Here is an 18,648-nt window from a genome sequence, read left to right as displayed (position 1 = left end):
TTTTTTCTTAATTGTTTTTTATGTGACGTTTTTCATAAAACGATGGAGCGTCTTGTGGAAATTTTTCATGCAGAAGGGTTTTTAACCCTTGCTCAAGCGTTTGATATTGCCTCTGGCCAGACACATTAGCGGTTGCTACAACGCTGGTTGTGTGATTGTAGAGCTCAGTACTCTTAATCCGTTGCGTTTTAGCATCTCGCCATTCTGTATAGCGCCAAAGGCCGTCCGTCACTGTCACTCCCATGATTTTTCCACGATTAAATAAGCTATAAGCAGCTTTCTTAAATGGCATGTCAGGGTTATCTGCTAAGGCTAATAAGCTTTTACCATCTATGTTAGGGGTGGGGAGTCCGGCTGCTTGAGCTACAGAAGGGAAAATATCAACGTTTTCGACAAGTGCGCTTGATGTTACACCTGCTTGTCGGTTTTCATGTGATAACTCACGGCTGATAATAAGGGGAACCTTTGTATCTAATTCCATATTGGTGTGTTTATTCCACGCACCATACTCACCTAATTTATATCCGTGATCGCTCATAAACACGACCATTGTATTGTCACGTAATCCCATTTCATCTACTGCTTTCATGACTCGGCCAACTTGTGCATCCATGTAACTTACTGATGCGTAGTAAGCATGAATAAGCGTTTTAGTGAGCTCATCATCAACATCCCCTTTTTTCGGAATGCCGCCATACATGCGAAGTTCCCCCCACTTGGTGAGAGCTAGCTTATACATATTCTCTGGTTTATCTCTGCTTGGAACTGTGAACTGCTCTCGATCATAGAGACCCCAATACTTTTTTGGAGCATTAAAGGGCAGGTGAGGCTTACTAAAGCCTACAAACATTAAAAATTTATCATCCTTAAGTTGTTTTAGAGTATTGATTGCATCCGTTGCTACTTTGCCATCTTTATAAAAGTTGTCATCTACGTCGCCAGCTTCATATGCGAATCTAGCTTTTGCGTTTTCAGGATTCGCGTAAAAGTTATCCAGCTTTTTAATATGGGTTGACCAGTTTTCTTGGTCGTCCGTTACACTGTGATAAACCTTGCCTATGCTGACAGTTTTATAGCCGTTTCCTTTAAAGAGTTGTGGCATAGAAACAATATCCGGTTGATTTGGGCGCAGGCGGCCATCCCTGCGAATTGTATAAAGCCCGGTCGTCTCAGGACGTAATCCAGTCATAATACTGACACGAGACGGCCCACAAATCGCTTGTTGTGCATAAGCATTGGTAAATTTTACGCCTTCATTCGCCAGTTTATCTATATTAGGACTTTTTACATCTTTGTGACCATAAACGCCAAGATCATTACGTAAATCATCAACCAAAAAAACGAGTATATTGACGGGTTCTTTAGCCTTTTTGCCATGCATTTCATGCTTTGTTTGGCTTGTACTGCATGCTGTAAGCGCTAGCATTAGTAATGCAGCTATATAATTAAATTTTGCCATTAATCAGGTACTCCCCAGGTGTTAATCTTTTCTTAGGGGTAACAGCTTTGCCTTGCTTTAAAATTGTTACGTTACTTAAATGAGCCAAATCTAGTATAGCTGTGGAGTTCTTTGGTACTGTGAGAGAAATAGATGCTTCATTCCCCTCTAATGTCCAATTGAGTTCAATGGCACCATTTGTTGTTGGTATGGTTCCGCTAACCTGATTTAGATAATGAGAAAATTGTGGTGAAACGTTAAATTCTCTAAATCCTGCTTCTATAGGCTTAACACCCAATATTCCTTCATAGAACCACCTTGATATAGTGCCGTAAGCGTAGTGGTTAAGAGAGTTCATTCCTTGTGGGTTAAAGCCATTCTCTAATGAATAGGAGTTCCAGCGTTCCCATGTTGTCGTTGCGCCATTGTTGATTGAATAAAACCATGAGGGATAACTTTCTTTAAATAATAGTTGATAGACTAAATCGCTTCGGCCAGCTTTTTGCAAAGCTGATGCTAGTAGCGGTGTTCCCAAGAAACCGGTGCGAAGGTGATTGTCAGCTTTATCGATGAGCTTAATAAGTAGGTGCTGTGCTTTTTTAACCTCTGCTTGCTCGAGTAGATTGAACTCCAAAGCAAGCAGATAAGCTGTCTGCGTGGCCTCACCTTTTTTTGGTTTTAGGTTTTGATCAAAGAAAGTGTTTCTAAACGCGGCTTTTATTTGTTGATGCAACGTCGTTAGTTGCTCTATATCAGCCTGCTGGTTAAGTACTTTTGCTGTTTTTAGCGTTAACTCTACAGAACGAGCATAGAATGCCGTACCAATTAAACTGAAATCTGTATCACCTCGGTTTGCTTTTTTCCCCTGCGCTTTCGGGTAAGGTTGTAACCAGTCACCAAACGTTTGCATGTTAGAAATGAGATTATCACTTTGGCTCTCGTGGTACTTTAGCCAATTTTTCATCATACTGTAGTTATCTGATAGAACTGATTTGTCGCCAGTCATCATATACAGTTCCCAAGGAATAATAGTGGCGGCATCACCCCAGCCTGAAGAGGTCCATTTTATCCATTCAACATACGGGATATATAAGGGGATTTTACCGTTATCTGTTTGCTCTTCTCGCATGCTCTCCAGCCAAGCTGACCAAAAGCCATATGAGTCAGCCATGTACATTGAAGGTGTAACAAATGCATTTGCATCGCCGGTCCATCCAAGTCGTTCATCTCGCTGAGGGCAGTCTAAGGGGACATCATAAAAGTTACTTTTAAGACCCCAGTTAATATTACTGAACAATTTATTTAACTTAGTATGAGAGGAATGAAAGTTATCATACAGCTTGATATCAGAATGCTGTACGAGCGCTTTTACCCAGTCTTTAGAGGGGGTTTTTGAGGTATCAAACCCAGATAATTTTATGTACCTATACCCATGAAAAGTGAACGTTGGCTTGTATGTAATTCGTTCAGATTTGGATGGGGTGAAGTAGTTAGTTGATAATGCACTGCGATAGTTATCAGTATAAAATTCGCCCATATGTAGTGCTTCAGCAAATTCAATTTTTATTTTTTGATTGGCCAATGCCGGTATTTTTATTTCAGGTACACCGACCATGTTTTGTCCAAAATCAAATACCACACTATCTTTTGAAATATTCATAATTTTGATAGGTGAAAGTTCATCGATGATTCGTATAGGCTCGTGCCTTTTTGGGCTGAGCTTAATAGTTGGATCTATTTTTTGTGTGTACACGCTTTGCCATTTAGCACTATCAAATTCATTTTTATTCCAATTGGGCTGCTCTAAAGCTTGTGCATAATGTTCACCATCGTAGTTACTAGCAAAACGAATAGGACCATTTTGAGTTACTTTCCAAGATTCATCTGTTTTGATAATTTGTTTGGAGCCATCAGTAAATTGTATTTCAAGCTGAGCAAGTAAAAGAGGGGAGTGAGTATGATCTGTCTCTTTTAAATCGGCTATCCGTGCTGAAAACCAGCCTCCTGCTAATATTGATGCAAGAGTGTTTTCCCCTAGTGTTAATTTATCAGTCAAGTCATACGTAAGGGTTTCTATTCGTTTACTGTATGGTGTCCAACCCGGTGTCATTACGTCGATTTTAGAAACTTCTTCACCATTAATAAAAGGTTTAAATACACCTTTAGAAGTAATATATAAACGCGCTTTGTTTATTTTTTTGTTGATATTGAATGACTTTCTAAAATATTGGGGGGTAGCGATAGTACTCTTTGATGGTTTTTTGGATTGCTTGGTTTCTGGATGGCCGATCCAATGAGCCTGCCAATCTTTATTAGTCAATAGCCCAAGCTCTATACTTTGCGGTTCACTCCATTCGGAGGGTCTGTCTTTTTCATCCCAAACTTTAACACGCCAAAATACGTTTTGTCTTGAAGAGAGAGGCTGCCCTTGGTATTGAATCCAACTAGTGTTAGGTGAGTTTACCTTTTTACTATCCCATAAATCTGGCTGCTCAGAAAGTAAGTCTAAAGTTGTGCTTACCTGGATTTGATAAGATGACTGGAAATTCGAGTGAGTATTTTTTGCTATTTCCCATGAAAAACGAGGTTTACTTTCATAATAACCCACGGGTGATTCAAAACCTTCACCTACTTTTAACTCTATGGGAGCAGCAATTGATTCAAAGGCTTTTTGTGTAGAACTGGGCGTTTCTCTTTCACTACTGCACGCTACGTTTAAGCACATAATTGACATGAGAATCAACGGCTTAACAAATACCTTAAATAAACATTGTTGACTTGATTTATTCATTTTGTGTGTGTGTATGTTAATCAAATATTTCTTTACAGTAACATTAAAACTGTCATTTTCAAGCTAAATAAGTCATCATTGTGATTGGTTTTGATTTTTTACTCCGAGTAGTGATGCAAATTTTTGGATGGATAAAATGAAAATGTATTTAAACACACTGTTTTTAATAACTTTAATTACCATAGGGTTTAACTCTCATGGAGCTGACCGAGAGGGTATTAAAAAAACGACTAATAAACGTCCCAATATTCTTTTTATTCTTGCTGATGATCATCGCTGGGATTTGCTAGGCAAAAATCACCCTATTATAAAAACACCTAATTTAGATGCGTTAGCTAATCAGGGGGTGAGCTTTTCTAATTCATTTGTTACTACTCCTATTTGTGCATCAAGCCGTATTAGTATATTGACCGGGCTAACAGAACGAACTCACGACTTTACTTTTAGTCGACCAGCAACCGGTGCTATTGAATCTGACAATATTTATCCAAAAAAACTAAAAGATAGTGGGTATACGTCTGGATTTGTTGGTAAATATGAAATTAAGCTCTCAGGTGATGATTCAGATAGGTTTGACTTTTTTGAGCCGCTGCTACATTCAAAAACAAACACTTATAAAGGCAGCGAAATTCCTCAAACTCATTATATTACGCAAAGGGCTAAAGACTTTATTGTAAATATGCATGACACTTCTAAGCCTTGGGTGCTCAATGTTAACTTTTGGAACCCTCATGCACTTGATAGTGACAAAGAGAATCAATATCACTACCCAGCAAAATTTGAAAATTTATATAGTGATATCACGATTCCTCCTGCAAAGTTATCTGATGATGAGACATTCGTGGCGTTGCCAGAGTTTTTAAAGAAGTCTATTGGGCGGATGCGTTGGGAGTACAGGTATGCCAATGACGCAATGTACCAAAAAATGATTAAACGTCATTATCGTGCAATCACCGCGGTTGACGAGGGCGTTGGTCAAATTATCGCTCAACTTGAAAAACTTGGGATGTTGCAAAATACGATTGTAATTTACACTGGAGATAACGGATACAGCTTAAATGAACGTCAATTAGCCGGTAAGTGGTTTGGTTGGGAAGAAGACCTTAGAGTGCCTTTAATCATTTATGACCCTCGTAATACTAAGCAAGGAGTTACTATTGATAAGACTGCGCTTAACATTGATATAGCTCCTACAATTTTAGATTATGCAAATGTTGCAATACCTAAAATATATCAAGGAAACAGTCTAGTTGGGTTGATTAAAGGTGAAGAAATGCCTTCCTGGAGAGATGAATTTTTCTTTGAGCATATGTATCAGCCAAAGAGGGTATCGATACCTCCTATGGTTGGTGTGCGAACAGACAATTGGAAGTTTGTCGATTTTTACAAAAATAACTATTTACAACTTTATAATTTAATTGAAGATCCCCAAGAAAAACTTAATTTAGCTACACTTCCTGAGTATAAATCTAAAGTTGAATATTTTCGTAAGCGTACAGGTGAATATATTAAAATGTATGAAGATCAAAGAACCATAGAGGTTAAAGAAAGAACTCACTTTTTAAATAGTACAGAGTAAACATAGATCATCAGCGGCTTCTTTTAACTAAGAGGCCGCTAGATTTTTTTAATACAAATAAGTGCTTTAACTGAAAATATGCTTTAGGGAAAGGTAGGCTTGTTTTATATCATCGATAAGTAATGTAATCTTCTCTGGTTTATGGCGTGTATAAGGGTATACGGCAAAAACACCTAAAGAGCGTGTTTCATAGTTTTTTAAAACTTGTACCAATTTACCGCTTTTTAGCTCTTCATAGACGCTACACTTAGGCACGTATATTAAGCCTACGTTATTAAGAGCTGCTTTTTTTAATGATAATGCATTATTAGATGACATACTGCCATTTACTATTATTGAAGTTAGACCTTCATTTAGAGTAAAGCGCCATTCATTACTCCCGTTAGCTTGTAAGTCATAACATAAGCAATTGTGTTTTTTTAAGCTGTTTATATCGACGATAGCTTCAGCGTCGGCTAAATACTTTGGAGATGCACAAACAACCCAATTTGACTCTAACAAAGGCACTGCTATTAATGATGAGTCTGTTAAAACTGCAGTTCTTATTGCTAAATCAACGCCTTCATCAACTAGGTCGACGAGTTTGTTTTCTAAGCGTAATTCTATAGTGACTTTAGGGTACTTTTTACAAAACTTTGCAACTAAATCGGCCAGTAATAGCTCTCCGGATATAGTCGGTACTGACATCACAATATGCCCCGAAACTTCTAAAGAAAGCTCATTTACTGCATTAAATGCATCATTCGCTTGCTGATTAATTCCTTTTGCATGTTCAAAAAGTAGTTTACCTGCATCTGTTAAGCTCAGCTTCCTTGTTGTTCTGTAGAGTAACTGAGTATTTAGTTTACTTTCCAAAGCAGATACTTTTTTGCTAACAGCTGTTTTTGATAGCCCCATTTTTAATGCGGCTTGACTAAATGAGTTTTCCTCAACAACTATAGCAAAAATAGCTAATTCTGAAGCCCCTACCATAAACCCTCTTTATTATGACATTAATGGAAACAGTTTATAACTTTATTGTGAATATACACATAAAAGGATGGGTAGTATATTGTCATCTTTAATTATCAACAGCTAGTTACATAGAATAGGAAGTAATAAAGCTATTTATGCTTTTGATTTTTATTGTCAGTAACTGGGTAATATTTAAGATATGAAAAGTATTTAAATTTGACAACTAAATTTTTCATAGCTGCTTTAAGTTTAGTAAAATACAAAGGGTGAAAAATTGGAAAGGTTAATACCAGCTCTAAAAAAAGACAACGTTAACATTGAACTAATTATGTTAATTAGAACAATTCTAGCAGCTTCTAAAGAGATCTCCTTTAGAGTTAGTCAAGGTGCGCTTGCTGGTGTACTTGGCTCAACCTTAGATGAGAATATTCAGGGAGAAGTGCAAAAAAAATTGGACGTTATTGCAAACCAGCTACTCAAAGATATGCTGCTAAATGACGACTCTGTTCGCGCCATTGCCTCAGAAGAAGAAGACTTTGTCGTTGCTGCTACACCAAAGGCACCTTATATCGTTGCATTCGACCCATTAGACGGCTCGTCTAATGTTGATATTAATGGGCAAATAGGCACTATTTTTACAATATACAAAGCAAAAGATGATGTACCTGATGATAGCGAGCTACAATTTGCTCAAAAAGGTGAAGAGCAGGTGTGTGCCGGATATGTCCTCTACGGTGCTTCAACTCTACTTGTTATGACGACAGGAGGCCCAACGCGTTGTTACACACTAGACTCTACTCATGGAGGCTACCTGTTAACAGAAAATAACTTCGATATTCCGGGAAAAACTAAAGAATTCGCAGTGAATATTGCAAACTATCGCTACTGGCCAGAAAAGGTTCAGTGTTATTTTGATGAGGTTTTATATCAAAGTGATGCATTTTCAGGTTCTTCCATGAGATGGAATGCGGCTATGGTAGGTGATATTCACCGCATTATTAGCCGTGGTGGATTATTCTTGTACCCACAAGATACTAGAAGCGGGAATAGTAATGGCAAAATCAGGCTGCTATATGAAGCTAACCCACTTGCTTTACTTATAGAAAAAAGTGGGGGCTTAGCAACAAGCTTAGGCCAGTCAATTTTAACTATTGAGCCGACTTCCCTTCATCAGCGAGTGCCCGTAGCTATAGGCTCTAAAGAGCAGGTTGAATATTATAATAAGTCTACTATTTAGCGTTAAATACAAAAATTACTCGTCAAGCTACCTATAAGCCTCAGCTGCAGTAGGTGCCTTTTGCAGGGTTATTTAGGTTAAACGGAAATCGTTGATATACGGTAAATGATTGGAACTTGTTTTGTTTATGAAGTTGAAAAGGCTGAAAATAATGCCGATTTATATATTGTATTTAAACTGGAGTGTATAGAGTTTGCGTACTCACATATTTGATATTGATGGTACTTTAACTAAAAGTGGCAATGATTTATGGTTCTTAGTTATGCAAGAGCTATGTGAACCAGCGGGTTTCAAAGCGATGGTTTTAGCGTGGGAAGCAAAAAGTAAAACGTATGAAAACTCGCATACTCTACTTGTAGGTGCACTTGGTTTACTCCGGGGTGTTGAAAATGCACAAGAGAAGATTTTTAATACAGCTAAAAGGCTAACCCTAGACTTAATAGATAAGGATTTTGTACCAAAACAAGCCATTATTGCACTCAGGCAAAGTATACACATCTGCGATTTGATTGTATTAAGCACAGCCAACTATATTGAGGCAGCAAGAGGTTTTACTGCAGCTTTAGTGGAGCGAAACCTAATTACTCAGTTTGAATATAATAGGCTTGTTATATTAGCAACTAATACTAATTGGGAAAAATTTTCCGTAGAGTGTTTTAATATGGGCGATGTGAAAATACATAGTTTTTACAGATATTTACAACAAAAGAACTATCCTCTCAAGGTACCTGACAAAGTGTTTATCGATGACCCTCAGTTTAATGATGCGTCATTAGCGAATGAATCTTTAGAAGTCGTAGTAGTAGATAACCCTAAGAACAGAGATTACATAAGAAATACAGGATTTGAGCGAGTATACTGGTAATAAACATAGAAGAAGCCCCAGACAAAAGGGCTTCTGTTTCGAGATTACGGTGTGGCGCAGGGTACAATAACTACCTCTATACCCTGACTTTCAAAGTCCTTGATTAGTTTTTTATCTGCATTCGAGTCAGTAATTAGAATGTCGACTTCAGACAGCGGGCAAAAAATAAAATTACTATGCTGACCCAGCTTAGTACTGTCAGCTAAAATAACCAATTTCTCAGTTTGTTTTTTTAATTTTTGTTCTGATCTAATGAGCAAGGGGTCTGACTCCATGACTCCAAATTCCCCTATCCCTGGCGTGCCCATAAACATCATAGTAGCCCGATAATTTTCGGTGGTATCACTTTCATATGAGCTGAGAATAATGCCTTGATCTCTATAAATTTCGCCACCAGGTAACGAAACTTGGTTATCACTATTTTCCGTAATGTAGTTAGCTAATACAAAAGAGTTTGTAAGTATATTTAACTGTAACTTAGCAAGGTATTCGCCCATCATAAAAGTCGAGCTACCACCATTGATTATAATGGAGTCACCATCAGAACATAACTCAACCGCACGTTTTGCAATAAGCTTTTTTGTATTAGCTTGCTTTGTCTTGTCTACAACAAATGAAGAGCTAGAGATATTTTTTTTCTTCTTCTCTCCTGTTATAGATTCTGCACCGCCTCTAATTTTAGTTATTTCACCACGTTTAGACATTTTAGTAATATCACGTCTGATAGTAGCTTCTGAAGCATTTAGCAACTGAGTTAGATTACGCACACTCGCAAACTGGCGTTGCTCTAAAATGTCTATGATTAATTGTTGCCTATGCTTTTCTAGCATAGGTAATGATTGTTCATTGGTGACAATACTTACAGAAGATTTATTCATATTAAATAGAAATTAACCATTAAAAAATTAGTCATATAACTATATCACACCTGACCATAAAAGACATTTTTTGACATTATTTGATTTTTTTATGCAGCCTCTAACTTTTTTTAGTATTAACCATTAGGTGAGTGGGCGTTTTAGCAGATAAAAACACTTAATATAATATTTACGAGTTTGACAAAAATATTACGTTCAGTCATTATCGCTCAATATAATCATTTACAATCACATAACCTGCAGTTAGAATCATTCAGCTAAATACTTCTTGAACAAAAAGAATACTAAAGCAGTGAATTATCGATAGTGGCTTATGTAGATTTAATCTAAGGATGTAATTGTGAAAGTAGCTGTACTAGGTGAATGCATGATTGAATTGAGTCAACAAAGTGATGACCAATTTAAAATGGGCTTCGGCGGAGATACTTTAAACACTGCTATTTATTTATGTCGATGCAATGGCGAAGCCGATTACTTTTCAGTATTAGGTGATGATCCCTACAGCCAAAATATGCTGGACGCTTGGCGCAGTGAAGGTGTGGGTATTAACCATGTAAGAATTAAAAACAGTAAATTGCCTGGCCTATATATTATTAATAATGATGAAAATGGCGAGCGTTACTTTAACTATTGGAGACAAAACTCTCCTGTCCGCACAATGCTTTCTGATTATCCTGTCATATTAGATGAAATCAAATCTTATGAAATGATATTCCTAAGCGGAATAACTCTTTCCCTTTACCCTCAAGATGATTTAGTTGCGCTATTTAATTGCCTATCGCAATACCGTAAAGAAGGCGGAATAGTAATCTTTGATAATAATTACCGGATAAATAATTGGATGAGTACTCATGATGCAATAGAAGTTTTTACGAAGATGATGTCGTTAACTGATATTGCATTACTGAGCTTTGATGATGAAAAAGCTTTATATGGAACCCACTCAATAGAAGATTGTATTACTCGTTGGGTGGATTCAGGCACTTCTGAAGTTGTTGTGAAGAATGGTCACCGCGGTTGTCATTTTTATAAAGATAAAGCATGTACATTTTATCCATTAGAAACAGTACTAACTCCAGTTGATACAACAGCCGCAGGTGATTCATTCAATGGAGCATATATAGCTGCTAAGTTACAAGGTCGAAACGACGAAGCTTGTATTAAGGCTGGGCAGCAATGTGCTAGTACGGTCATCATGTATAAAGGTGCCATCATAAATCGCGATATATGTTTATTAGGTGGTGATTTATGAAATTTTTTAGATTTGCTTCTACTATTTTTGTTCTTTTTCTTTTATCTGCGTGCGGTAGTAAGGATGATAGTCAAACTTCAATTCGCTTAGCCCATCATTTAGATACTAAACATCCAGTCCATAAGTCACTTGTTTATATGAATGAAGTCCTGCAAGAGTTATCAGGGGGCACTATGCGCCTGATTATCTATCCGTCAGCTCAAGTGGGTACTGAGCGTGAGGTTCTTGAGCTCCTCCAAATTGGTAGTATGGGAATGACGAAAGTTTCTGCGAGCTCGCTTGAAGCTTTTGTACCACAAATGAAAGTTTTTAGCCTCCCCTATTTATTTAACGACCATGAACATTATTGGAAAACTTTAGATAGTGAACTTGGCCAAGACTTACTTGATGCCGGTACTCCCTTTTTGATTAAGGGCTTAGGGTACTTTGATGCAGGTAGTCGTAGTTTTTACTCTACAAAGCGTAAAGTAGAGAAGCCTGAAGATCTTCAGGGGCTAAAAATAAGAGTTATGAATAGTAAAACAGCTGTAAGTATGGTTAACACTATGGGCGGTGCGGCAACGACTGTTAGTTGGGGGGAGTTATATACAGCACTTCAACAAGGAATCGTCGGTGGTGCAGAAAATAATCCGCCTAGCTTTTATTTCTCGAAGCACTATGAGGTTAGTAAATACTACTTATTAGACGAGCATACTTCAATTCCTGACGTAATTGTTATCGGTACTAAAGTGTGGAATAAGCTTAAGCCTCAAGAGCAACAATGGTTAAATCAGGCAATGATAGAAGCGACTCAGTATCAAAAATCACTTTGGGCAGATTCGACATTAATGTCACTACAAAAAGTAAAAGAGGCTGGTGTTGAAATAATTATTGCAGATAAAAAGCCTTTTCAGGAAAGCGTGCGCCCAATCTATGATTCACTACAAGGAACTTTACTTGAGCCGTTGGTAGAAAGCATTAAAGAAATCGGAGAGCAAAAATGAAAATTTATGAACAATTTCTGTTAACGATTGACTGCTATTTACGCGTTTTACTCACTATCATGATGGTGCTACTTGTTATTGATGTGACGTGGCAAGTACTCACTAGGTTTATCTTACCTCAACCGAGTTCATTTACTGAAGAAGTTGCTCGATTTTTACTTATTTGGATTAGTTTACTTGGTGGAGCTTATGCCTATCGAGAGCATAGTCACTTAGGTTTCGATTTGATTGTAAGAAATTTATCTGCAGCGAAAGCCAAAATTATTTTTAAGCTATGTTGTTTATTAGTCACTATATTTGCAATCTCTGTATTGATTATCGGTGGGTTTAACTTAGTCCACTTAACTTGGACACTCGGTCAGCACTCTGCTGTTCTAAATGTGCCGATGGCTGGTGTCTATATGGTATTACCCTTCAGCGGATTACTATTTTTATTGTATAGCACTTACTTCTTCTTTAATGCCCAAAATTACTCAATTGAGCAGGAGAAGAATTTATGACAAGCATGATTTTGTTTGGTGTATTCGTATTATTATTGTTAGTTAATTTGCCAATAGCATTAGCTATTATATTTGCAACATTAGTTACTATGTTAGCGACAATAGATACATTACCTGCTCTTACAACAATAGCTCAAAGATTAACAGCTGGTATTGATAGTTTTGCATTACTGGCTATTCCTTACTTTATTTTATCTGGGTACATCATGGGCCAAGGTGGCATTGCATTAAGGTTGATTGAATTTGCAAAAGTATTAGTGGGACGCCTTCCCGGTGGTTTAGCATTCGTAAATGTAATTTCATGTGCACTTTTTGGCTCTATTTCTGGATCTGCAGTGGCCGCGACTTCAGCTATTGGTGGGTTCATGATTCCTGCAATGCAAAAAGAAGGATATGACAAGCCTTTTAGTACTGCTGTAACTGTAACTGCTGCTACAACAGGTATGTTAATACCTCCAAGTAATATATTAATAATCTATTCGCTGGCCAGTGGTGGTGTATCAATAGCTGCATTGTTTATCGCAGGTTACTTACCTGGTTTATTAGTTACGCTTTTGTTGATTGGGGGAGCGGCTCTGTATGTTAAACGTAAAAATATTCAACCTTTATCAAATGAGTCTATAGGGCCTTTCTGGCCATCTCTTTTTGGTGCTGTTCCAAGTCTATTTTTAATTTTTTTGATAATTGGTGGCATTATTGGTGGATTTTTTACACCTACCGAAGCCGGTGCTATTGCCGTTTTATACTCACTAATTGTGTCTTTAGTTTTTTATAAAGAGCTTAGCTATAAAGACCTTTATCCTATTTTATTAAAATCTGTTAATACAACTGCAATTGTAATGCTATTGATTGGTGCCTCTTCGGCAATGTCGTGGTTAATGTCTTATGAGTTAATTCCACAAACAATTAGCCAAACTTTGTTGGCATTATCTGATAACCCATTAATGATTCTTTTAATTATTAATATTACTCTATTACTAATTGGAACGTTTATGGATATGACACCTGCGGTCCTTATTTTTACGCCTATCTTTTTACCCGTCGCTGAGTCGTTAGGTATTTCACCTCTACACTTTGGCATTATGATGATCTTAAATTTATCAATTGGATTATGTACACCACCGGTGGGAAGCGTGTTATTCGTTGGATGTAGTATTGGTAAAGTGTCTATTAGTGACATAGTTAAACCAATACTGCCGTTGTATGTAGCAATGGTGGTTGCGCTTATTTTAGTGACAATCTTCCCGTCGATTAGTGAATTTTTACCTCAACTTTTAGATTTAATTTAAGCTATTTATATAGGAATTTAATAATGAACACATATTTAAAGCAACAGTTCGGCTTAGAGAATAAAGTTGCAGTTATTACTGGCGCAAGCCGTGGGTTAGGCCAAGCAATGGCAATTGCATTAGGTGAAGCTGGTGCAACGGTTGTAGCAATTGGCTCAAAGGTTGAAAATGTTGCAAGTACAATCTCTCTATTAAAAGAAAAAGGTGTTACCTGTTTGGCTCTTGGTTGCGATCAAGGGGACGGTGAGCAAATTAACAAGGCCATTTCCGATACAATCAGTGAGTTTGGCCGAATCGACATTCTGGTTAACAATGCAGGTACTATAAAACGTTCACCTGCACATGAGTTTTCAGATGACGACTGGAATGAGGTTATTAATACCAATTTAAATGGTGTGTTTAAATTTTGCCGTGAAGCGGGTAAGCATATGCTTGAGCAAGGCTCTGGTAAAATCATTAATATCGCTTCGTTGTTAAGTTTTTCTGGTGGTATCACTGTGCCAGCCTATGCCGCAAGCAAAGGTGGCGTTGCGCAGTTAACAAAAGCATTAGCGAATGAATGGGCTGCCAATAATATTCAAGTAAACGCGATAGCACCTGGTTATTTCGAAACTGATAACACATATAACCTTCGTCAAGACAAAGAGCGTCATCAAAGTATAACAGCTCGCATTCCAAGTGGTGTATGGGGTAAGCCAGAAGATTTAGCTGGTGCTACTGTTTTCTTATCAAGTAGTGCAGCGAATTATGTAAACGGTCATGTAATGTTAGTTGATGGCGGTTGGATGGCGCGTTAAGTCATTAACAAATTTAAATTTTAAAATGTATAAATTACTTATACAAAAGGGGTCTTTATGAACTTTATGTTCTCAGCTGATATTAGAAGTTATAAAACAATGCGTAATGATGAATTGCGTGATGCTTTTGTGACCGCACCATTGTTCGAAGCAGGTAAAATCAATTTAACTTACACTGATGTTGATCGCGCAGTGATTGGTGGTATTACACCCGTTGCAGACTCAATTATTCTGCCTACTCATAAAGAGTTAGCAGCTGACTACTTCTGTCAACGTCGTGAAGTGGGGATTATAAATATTGGCGGTGAGGGTGCAATTGTTGTTGATGGTACATTATATCAAATGAATAATCGCGACAGTTTGTATATTGCTAAAGAAAGCAAAACTGTAGAGTTTTCATCTAATGATGCGAATAGCCCTGCTAAATTTTATTTAGCTTCTTATCCCGCACATCGTGTAACTAAAACCGTTCACGTACCAAAAAGTAAGGCGAAGTTTATTGAGCTAGGCTCGCAAGAGACCTCAAACGAGCGCACTATATTTCAATCTATCCGCCCGGGTATTGTTGACAGCTGTCAATTAGTAATGGGTATTACTGAACTCAAAAAGGGGAGTGTTTGGAATACTAAGCCACCACATACCCACTTTAGACGAACAGAGGTTTACATGTATTTTGACTTACCAAAAGATGAAAAAGTATTTCATCTTATGGGAGAGCCGTCTGAAGTACGTACACTACCAATAGAAAGTGAAGTGGCTATAGCATCGCCTAACTGGTCTATTCATAGTGGCGTTGGAACATCAAATTATACATTCATTTGGGCAATGGGTGGAGAGAATCAAGAGTTTGATGACATGGATCATATTGAGGTAAATGCATTACGTTAACTAACTATGCATTTTAATTAAGCGATCGTCTTACCTCTGTGTTGGCGTTCGCCAACCCGATAATACCCAAACAGTTTTTATAAAGTAACCACCTTCGCTTTAGCTGTTTGGGCTTATTCAAATTTATCCACTTAGTGGATATTAAAGTCGTGTCCACCAATATTTTTTGGAGGATTAATTGCACCTTAAATTTAGGAATGAGGAAAATTTATGGCCAAAATAGTTTGTTTAAAAGAAAAGGGTAACCGCGAGCGGCGGTGTGGCTTATTACCCGTAAATGTTAAATCTTATATATTGCTAGGCGCTGATGTAATTGTTGAATCAGGTCTAGGTGAAAGCATTTTTATAACCGATGAAGAATACACTAACGCTGGTGCAACTGTATTGAGCAATCGAGCTGAAATTTTAGCTCAAGCTGATGTTATTTTATCTGTAGATAAACTCCCTGTAGAGGATGTCGCGCATGCAAAGGGGAAAACAGTTATTAGTTTTTTAGACCCTTTTAATAGCCATGATTACGTAGACTTGCTTTGTCAGCACCAAGTAACTAGTTTAAGTGTGGAAATGATACCTCGTAGTACACGCTGTCAAAAAATGGATGCATTAAGTTCGCAGGCAAGCCTGGCAGGCTATGTAATGGTAACCAAAGCAATAGCAGAGCTTTCTAGTATCCTACCCATGATGATGACAGCTGCAGGGACTATCAAACCAGCAAAAGTATTTATTATTGGTGCTGGCGTAGCTGGGCTACAAGCTATTGCTACGGCTAAACGATTAGGAGCTGCTGTGACAGCATTTGATACAAGATCGGTTGTAGCAGAACAAGTACGTTCGTTAGGTGCTAAATTTTTAGATATCGATCTAGGTGAAACAGGCCAAACAGCACAGGGATATGCGCAAGCTCTTAATGAAAGCCAAATTGCTAAGCAGCAAGCAGCTCAGGCTCAATGTATTGCCCAGTCAGACATTGTGATCACAACAGCGCAATTGTTTGGCCGAAAACCACCCGTATTAATTAATCATGACACAATAAAACTAATGAAAGCGGGCTCGGTGATTGTTGATATGGCAGCTGAAAGTGGTGGTAATGTCGCAGGTTCGGTATCGGGTGAAACCACGATCATTGAAGGTGTAAAAGTGATAGGTACTGGTAATTGGCCAAGTGGAGTTGCGCTAAATGCATCACAAATGTATGCCAATAATTTGCTTAATCTTGTTAGTGAATTTTGGGGAAAAGATACTAAGTGCTTTTCTATAGATCTTGATGACGATATTCAAAAAAGTGCTGTAATCACCCATCAAGGCAATATTACAAATAAAACGATTAGCGACTTAAAAACGCAAGCAATGGAGCAAGCATCATGACAGGTATTTATCTTTTATTTATTCTAATGCTGGCTATATTTGTAGGCTTTGAGCTTATACGTAAAGTTCCTGCGACTCTACATACACCACTTATGTCAGGTGCCAATGCAATTTCAGGCATCACGGTTATCGGTGCATTGAGTTTAGCCGGTGGTAAATCTGATCAATTAGCAACATGGCTCGGTGCAGCTGCGGTTATGTTAGCAACTGTTAATGTAGTTGGAGGTTACCTAGTAACTGACCGCATGCTTGCAATGTTTAAAAAGCGCTAGGAGAGAGAGATGTCGGATTATTCAATATTCATAAATGCTGTGTATGTGTTGTGCGCATTACTCTTTATTTTTGGTTTAAAGCTTTTAAGCCATCCCTCTACTGCACGTAAAGGAAACCTACTATCAAGTCTTGCGATGTTAATTGCTGTTGTGGTTACGTTATTAGATAAACAAATTATCTCATTTGAATTTATTGTTATAGCGATAATTCTTGGATCTGCGGTAGGTATATTTGCAGCCAAAAAAATTGAAATGACTTCAATGCCTGAACTTGTTTCGCTATTTAACGGCGTAGGTGGCTTAGCGAGTTTAGCTGTTGCATATGCAGCAATAGTTAGCGATGCTTCTTCTACTGTATTTGTATTAGTAGTAAGTTTTTTAGCGCTGTTAATTGGCGCTGTTACTTTTTCGGGCAGTATAGTTGCGTGGGCTAAACTAAGCGAGCGCATTGTAGGTCGTCCGGTTGTATTTAAAGGTCAGGCTATCGCGAACGTATTGCTAATTTTTGCAATAGCTACATCAGGGTATCTATTAGTGACACAACCAGACGTTAATACATGGCACTATATTGCAATTGGTTTGGCCTTGTTAATGGGTGTAATGTTGGTATTACCTATTGGTGGAGCCGATATGCCAGTAGTAATTTCATTACTGAATAGCTACTCTGGGTTAGCGGCGTGTGCAGCTGGTTTTGCTTTAGAAAATAATTTGCTTATTGTTGCTGGTGCGCTAGTTGGGGCAAGTGGCATAATTTTAACAAACATTATGTGTAAAGCGATGAACCGCTCTTTAGTCAATGTCCTAACGTCAGGTTTTCAAAAAGTTCATACAAGTGAAATGAAGATAGAAGGCGAAATAAAACCATTAAGCCCAGACGATGCGTTTTATGTATTAGAGGCTGCGCAGTCGGTACTCGTAATACCTGGTTATGGTATGGCAGTAGCGCAGGCGCAACATACAATGAAAGAGTTGCAAGCTTTGTTAGAAAACAATGGTTCTGAAGTCGTGTATGCGATCCACCCTGTAGCAGGACGGATGCCTGGACATATGAACGTACTACTTGCCGAAGCTGATGTTTCGTACGAACAATTATTTGAAATGGATGAAATTAATCCGCGTATTGAAGGCTTTGATATTGCTATAGTCATTGGTGCTAATGATGTTGTCAACCCAGCGGCTAGAGAGATGGTTGGTAGTCCGATTTATGGAATGCCAGTAATAAACGCAGACTTAGCAAAGAATGTATTTGTTCTCAAGCGTGGTATGGCCACTGGTTTTGCAGGAGTGGATAATCCACTGTTCTTCAAACCAAATTGTCGGATGATTTTTGGAGACGCAAAAGAAACACTCAATAGTTTAGTACGCCAATTTGCTGATTGAGTAATAAAAAATCAAGAGTGCCCTCATAATGAAGGCACTTCTTATATCATAAACTTAAATTCTTAAGCTATTACTCGGCTTCCACAATGTGGAATTACTATATAGAAATGTACTAATGAAATTTTGAAGATGTCAGGCTTTAGAGTTTATTAATTATTTAAATACGTGAATTAAATAAGT

The 18,648-nt window shown here is 37.8% G+C and carries 16 protein-coding genes; 12 read left to right on the top strand and 4 right to left on the bottom strand.

Translation table 11 applies throughout. The features are described from left to right. Window positions 1-7: 7 nt before the first annotated feature. Together H5161_RS11310 and H5161_RS11305 are read right to left on the bottom strand one after the other, a co-directional pair. Window positions 8-1,459: a sulfatase gene (locus H5161_RS11310; protein ID WP_182769309.1), complete on the bottom strand. Its 1,452-nt coding sequence runs from the start codon at window positions 1,457-1,459 to the stop codon at window positions 8-10. Further along, complete coding sequence (locus H5161_RS11305) at window positions 1,446-4,229, bottom strand: alpha-L-rhamnosidase (protein WP_182769308.1); 2,784 nt, start codon at window positions 4,227-4,229, stop codon at window positions 1,446-1,448. The genes H5161_RS11310 and H5161_RS11305 overlap by 14 nt, the downstream gene beginning before the upstream one ends. Window positions 4,230-4,365: 136 nt before the next feature. Here H5161_RS11305 and H5161_RS11300 point away from each other — a divergent pair, with 136 nt between their 5' ends. Next, window positions 4,366-5,808, top strand: a complete 1,443-nt coding sequence (locus H5161_RS11300) for a sulfatase-like hydrolase/transferase (protein ID WP_182769307.1) — start codon at window positions 4,366-4,368, stop codon at window positions 5,806-5,808. Between the two features lie 66 nt (window positions 5,809-5,874). On the opposite strand, the gene H5161_RS11295 is transcribed toward H5161_RS11300, so the two are convergent. Then, window positions 5,875-6,780, bottom strand: coding sequence for a LysR family transcriptional regulator (locus H5161_RS11295; protein ID WP_182675184.1), 906 nt, complete (start codon window positions 6,778-6,780; stop codon window positions 5,875-5,877). Window positions 6,781-7,036: 256 nt separating this feature from the next. Here H5161_RS11295 and H5161_RS11290 point away from each other — a divergent pair, with 256 nt between their 5' ends. Both H5161_RS11290 and H5161_RS11285 read left to right on the top strand, forming a co-directional pair. After that, window positions 7,037-7,999, top strand: coding sequence for a class 1 fructose-bisphosphatase (locus H5161_RS11290; RefSeq protein ID WP_182769306.1), 963 nt, complete (start codon window positions 7,037-7,039; stop codon window positions 7,997-7,999). 193 nt (window positions 8,000-8,192) lie between these two features. Next, complete coding sequence (locus H5161_RS11285) at window positions 8,193-8,864, top strand: hypothetical protein (RefSeq protein WP_182769305.1); 672 nt, start codon at window positions 8,193-8,195, stop codon at window positions 8,862-8,864. A gap of 44 nt (window positions 8,865-8,908) precedes the next feature. Here H5161_RS11285 and H5161_RS11280 read toward each other — a convergent pair whose 3' ends face one another. After that, window positions 8,909-9,742, bottom strand: a complete 834-nt coding sequence (locus H5161_RS11280; protein ID WP_259397841.1) for a DeoR/GlpR family DNA-binding transcription regulator — start codon at window positions 9,740-9,742, stop codon at window positions 8,909-8,911. Between the two features lie 340 nt (window positions 9,743-10,082). On the opposite strand from H5161_RS11280, the gene H5161_RS11275 reads away from it, so the two are divergent. The 9 genes from H5161_RS11275 to H5161_RS11235 all read left to right on the top strand — a co-directional run bounded on the left by H5161_RS11275 (window position 10,083) and on the right by H5161_RS11235 (window position 18,468). Beyond that, window positions 10,083-10,994, top strand: a complete 912-nt coding sequence (locus H5161_RS11275; protein ID WP_182675190.1) for a sugar kinase — start codon at window positions 10,083-10,085, stop codon at window positions 10,992-10,994. Then, window positions 10,991-11,977 carry a TRAP transporter substrate-binding protein gene (locus H5161_RS11270; RefSeq protein WP_182769304.1) on the top strand — a complete coding sequence of 329 codons (987 nt, stop codon included), beginning with the start codon at window positions 10,991-10,993 and terminating at the stop codon, window positions 11,975-11,977. Before H5161_RS11275 ends, H5161_RS11270 begins: the two co-directional genes overlap by 4 nt. Then, window positions 11,974-12,477: a TRAP transporter small permease gene (locus tag H5161_RS11265; RefSeq protein ID WP_182769303.1), complete on the top strand. Its 504-nt coding sequence runs from the start codon at window positions 11,974-11,976 to the stop codon at window positions 12,475-12,477. Before H5161_RS11270 ends, H5161_RS11265 begins: the two co-directional genes overlap by 4 nt. Continuing rightward, the gene (locus H5161_RS11260; protein ID WP_182769302.1) at window positions 12,474-13,766 is read left to right on the top strand and encodes a TRAP transporter large permease; all 1,293 of its coding nucleotides are present in this window, start codon (window positions 12,474-12,476) and stop codon (window positions 13,764-13,766) included. Before H5161_RS11265 ends, H5161_RS11260 begins: the two co-directional genes overlap by 4 nt. 23 nt (window positions 13,767-13,789) lie before the next feature. After that, window positions 13,790-14,563 carry a glucose 1-dehydrogenase gene (locus H5161_RS11255; RefSeq protein ID WP_182769301.1) on the top strand — a complete coding sequence of 258 codons (774 nt, stop codon included), beginning with the start codon at window positions 13,790-13,792 and terminating at the stop codon, window positions 14,561-14,563. Window positions 14,564-14,620: 57 nt separating this feature from the next. Then, a complete protein-coding gene (gene kduI / locus H5161_RS11250) occupies window positions 14,621-15,451 on the top strand; it encodes a 5-dehydro-4-deoxy-D-glucuronate isomerase (RefSeq protein ID WP_182769300.1) in 831 nt (276 codons plus the stop codon). Window positions 15,452-15,661: 210 nt separating this feature from the next. Further along, window positions 15,662-16,816, top strand: coding sequence for an NAD(P) transhydrogenase subunit alpha (locus tag H5161_RS11245; RefSeq protein ID WP_182769299.1), 1,155 nt, complete (start codon window positions 15,662-15,664; stop codon window positions 16,814-16,816). Further along, window positions 16,813-17,088: an NAD(P) transhydrogenase subunit alpha gene (locus H5161_RS11240; protein WP_182769298.1), complete on the top strand. Its 276-nt coding sequence runs from the start codon at window positions 16,813-16,815 to the stop codon at window positions 17,086-17,088. Before H5161_RS11245 ends, H5161_RS11240 begins: the two co-directional genes overlap by 4 nt. Window positions 17,089-17,097: 9 nt before the next feature. Further along, a complete protein-coding gene (locus H5161_RS11235) occupies window positions 17,098-18,468 on the top strand; it encodes an NAD(P)(+) transhydrogenase (Re/Si-specific) subunit beta (RefSeq protein WP_182769297.1) in 1,371 nt (456 codons plus the stop codon). Window positions 18,469-18,648: the final 180 nt, after the last annotated feature.

The organism is Pseudoalteromonas sp. SG43-5, assembly GCF_014164345.1.
Lineage (GTDB): Bacteria > Pseudomonadota > Gammaproteobacteria > Enterobacterales > Alteromonadaceae > Pseudoalteromonas > Pseudoalteromonas distincta.
Note: the sequence above shows the minus strand (reverse complement) of the source record. Positions and strands in the feature narration are given on the sequence as shown.

What these genes read in the sequence shown, in the direction of transcription:
- H5161_RS11310 (WP_182769309.1), bottom strand. Translation starts at nt 1,459, where the DNA reads ATGGCAAAATTTAATTATATAGCTGCATTACTAATGCTAGCGCTTACA.
- H5161_RS11305 (WP_182769308.1), bottom strand. Translation starts at nt 4,229, where the DNA reads ATGAATAAATCAAGTCAACAATGTTTATTTAAGGTATTTGTTAAGCCG.
- H5161_RS11300 (WP_182769307.1), top strand. Translation starts at nt 4,366, where the DNA reads ATGAAAATGTATTTAAACACACTGTTTTTAATAACTTTAATTACCATA.
- H5161_RS11295 (WP_182675184.1), bottom strand. Translation starts at nt 6,780, where the DNA reads ATGGTAGGGGCTTCAGAATTAGCTATTTTTGCTATAGTTGTTGAGGAA.
- H5161_RS11280 (WP_259397841.1), bottom strand. Translation starts at nt 9,742, where the DNA reads ATGAATAAATCTTCTGTAAGTATTGTCACCAATGAACAATCATTACCT.
- H5161_RS11270 (WP_182769304.1), top strand. Translation starts at nt 10,991, where the DNA reads ATGAAATTTTTTAGATTTGCTTCTACTATTTTTGTTCTTTTTCTTTTA.
- H5161_RS11265 (WP_182769303.1), top strand. Translation starts at nt 11,974, where the DNA reads ATGAAAATTTATGAACAATTTCTGTTAACGATTGACTGCTATTTACGC.
- H5161_RS11260 (WP_182769302.1), top strand. Translation starts at nt 12,474, where the DNA reads ATGACAAGCATGATTTTGTTTGGTGTATTCGTATTATTATTGTTAGTT.
- H5161_RS11255 (WP_182769301.1), top strand. Translation starts at nt 13,790, where the DNA reads ATGAACACATATTTAAAGCAACAGTTCGGCTTAGAGAATAAAGTTGCA.
- kduI (WP_182769300.1), top strand. Translation starts at nt 14,621, where the DNA reads ATGAACTTTATGTTCTCAGCTGATATTAGAAGTTATAAAACAATGCGT.
- H5161_RS11245 (WP_182769299.1), top strand. Translation starts at nt 15,662, where the DNA reads ATGGCCAAAATAGTTTGTTTAAAAGAAAAGGGTAACCGCGAGCGGCGG.
- H5161_RS11240 (WP_182769298.1), top strand. Translation starts at nt 16,813, where the DNA reads ATGACAGGTATTTATCTTTTATTTATTCTAATGCTGGCTATATTTGTA.
- H5161_RS11235 (WP_182769297.1), top strand. Translation starts at nt 17,098, where the DNA reads ATGTCGGATTATTCAATATTCATAAATGCTGTGTATGTGTTGTGCGCA.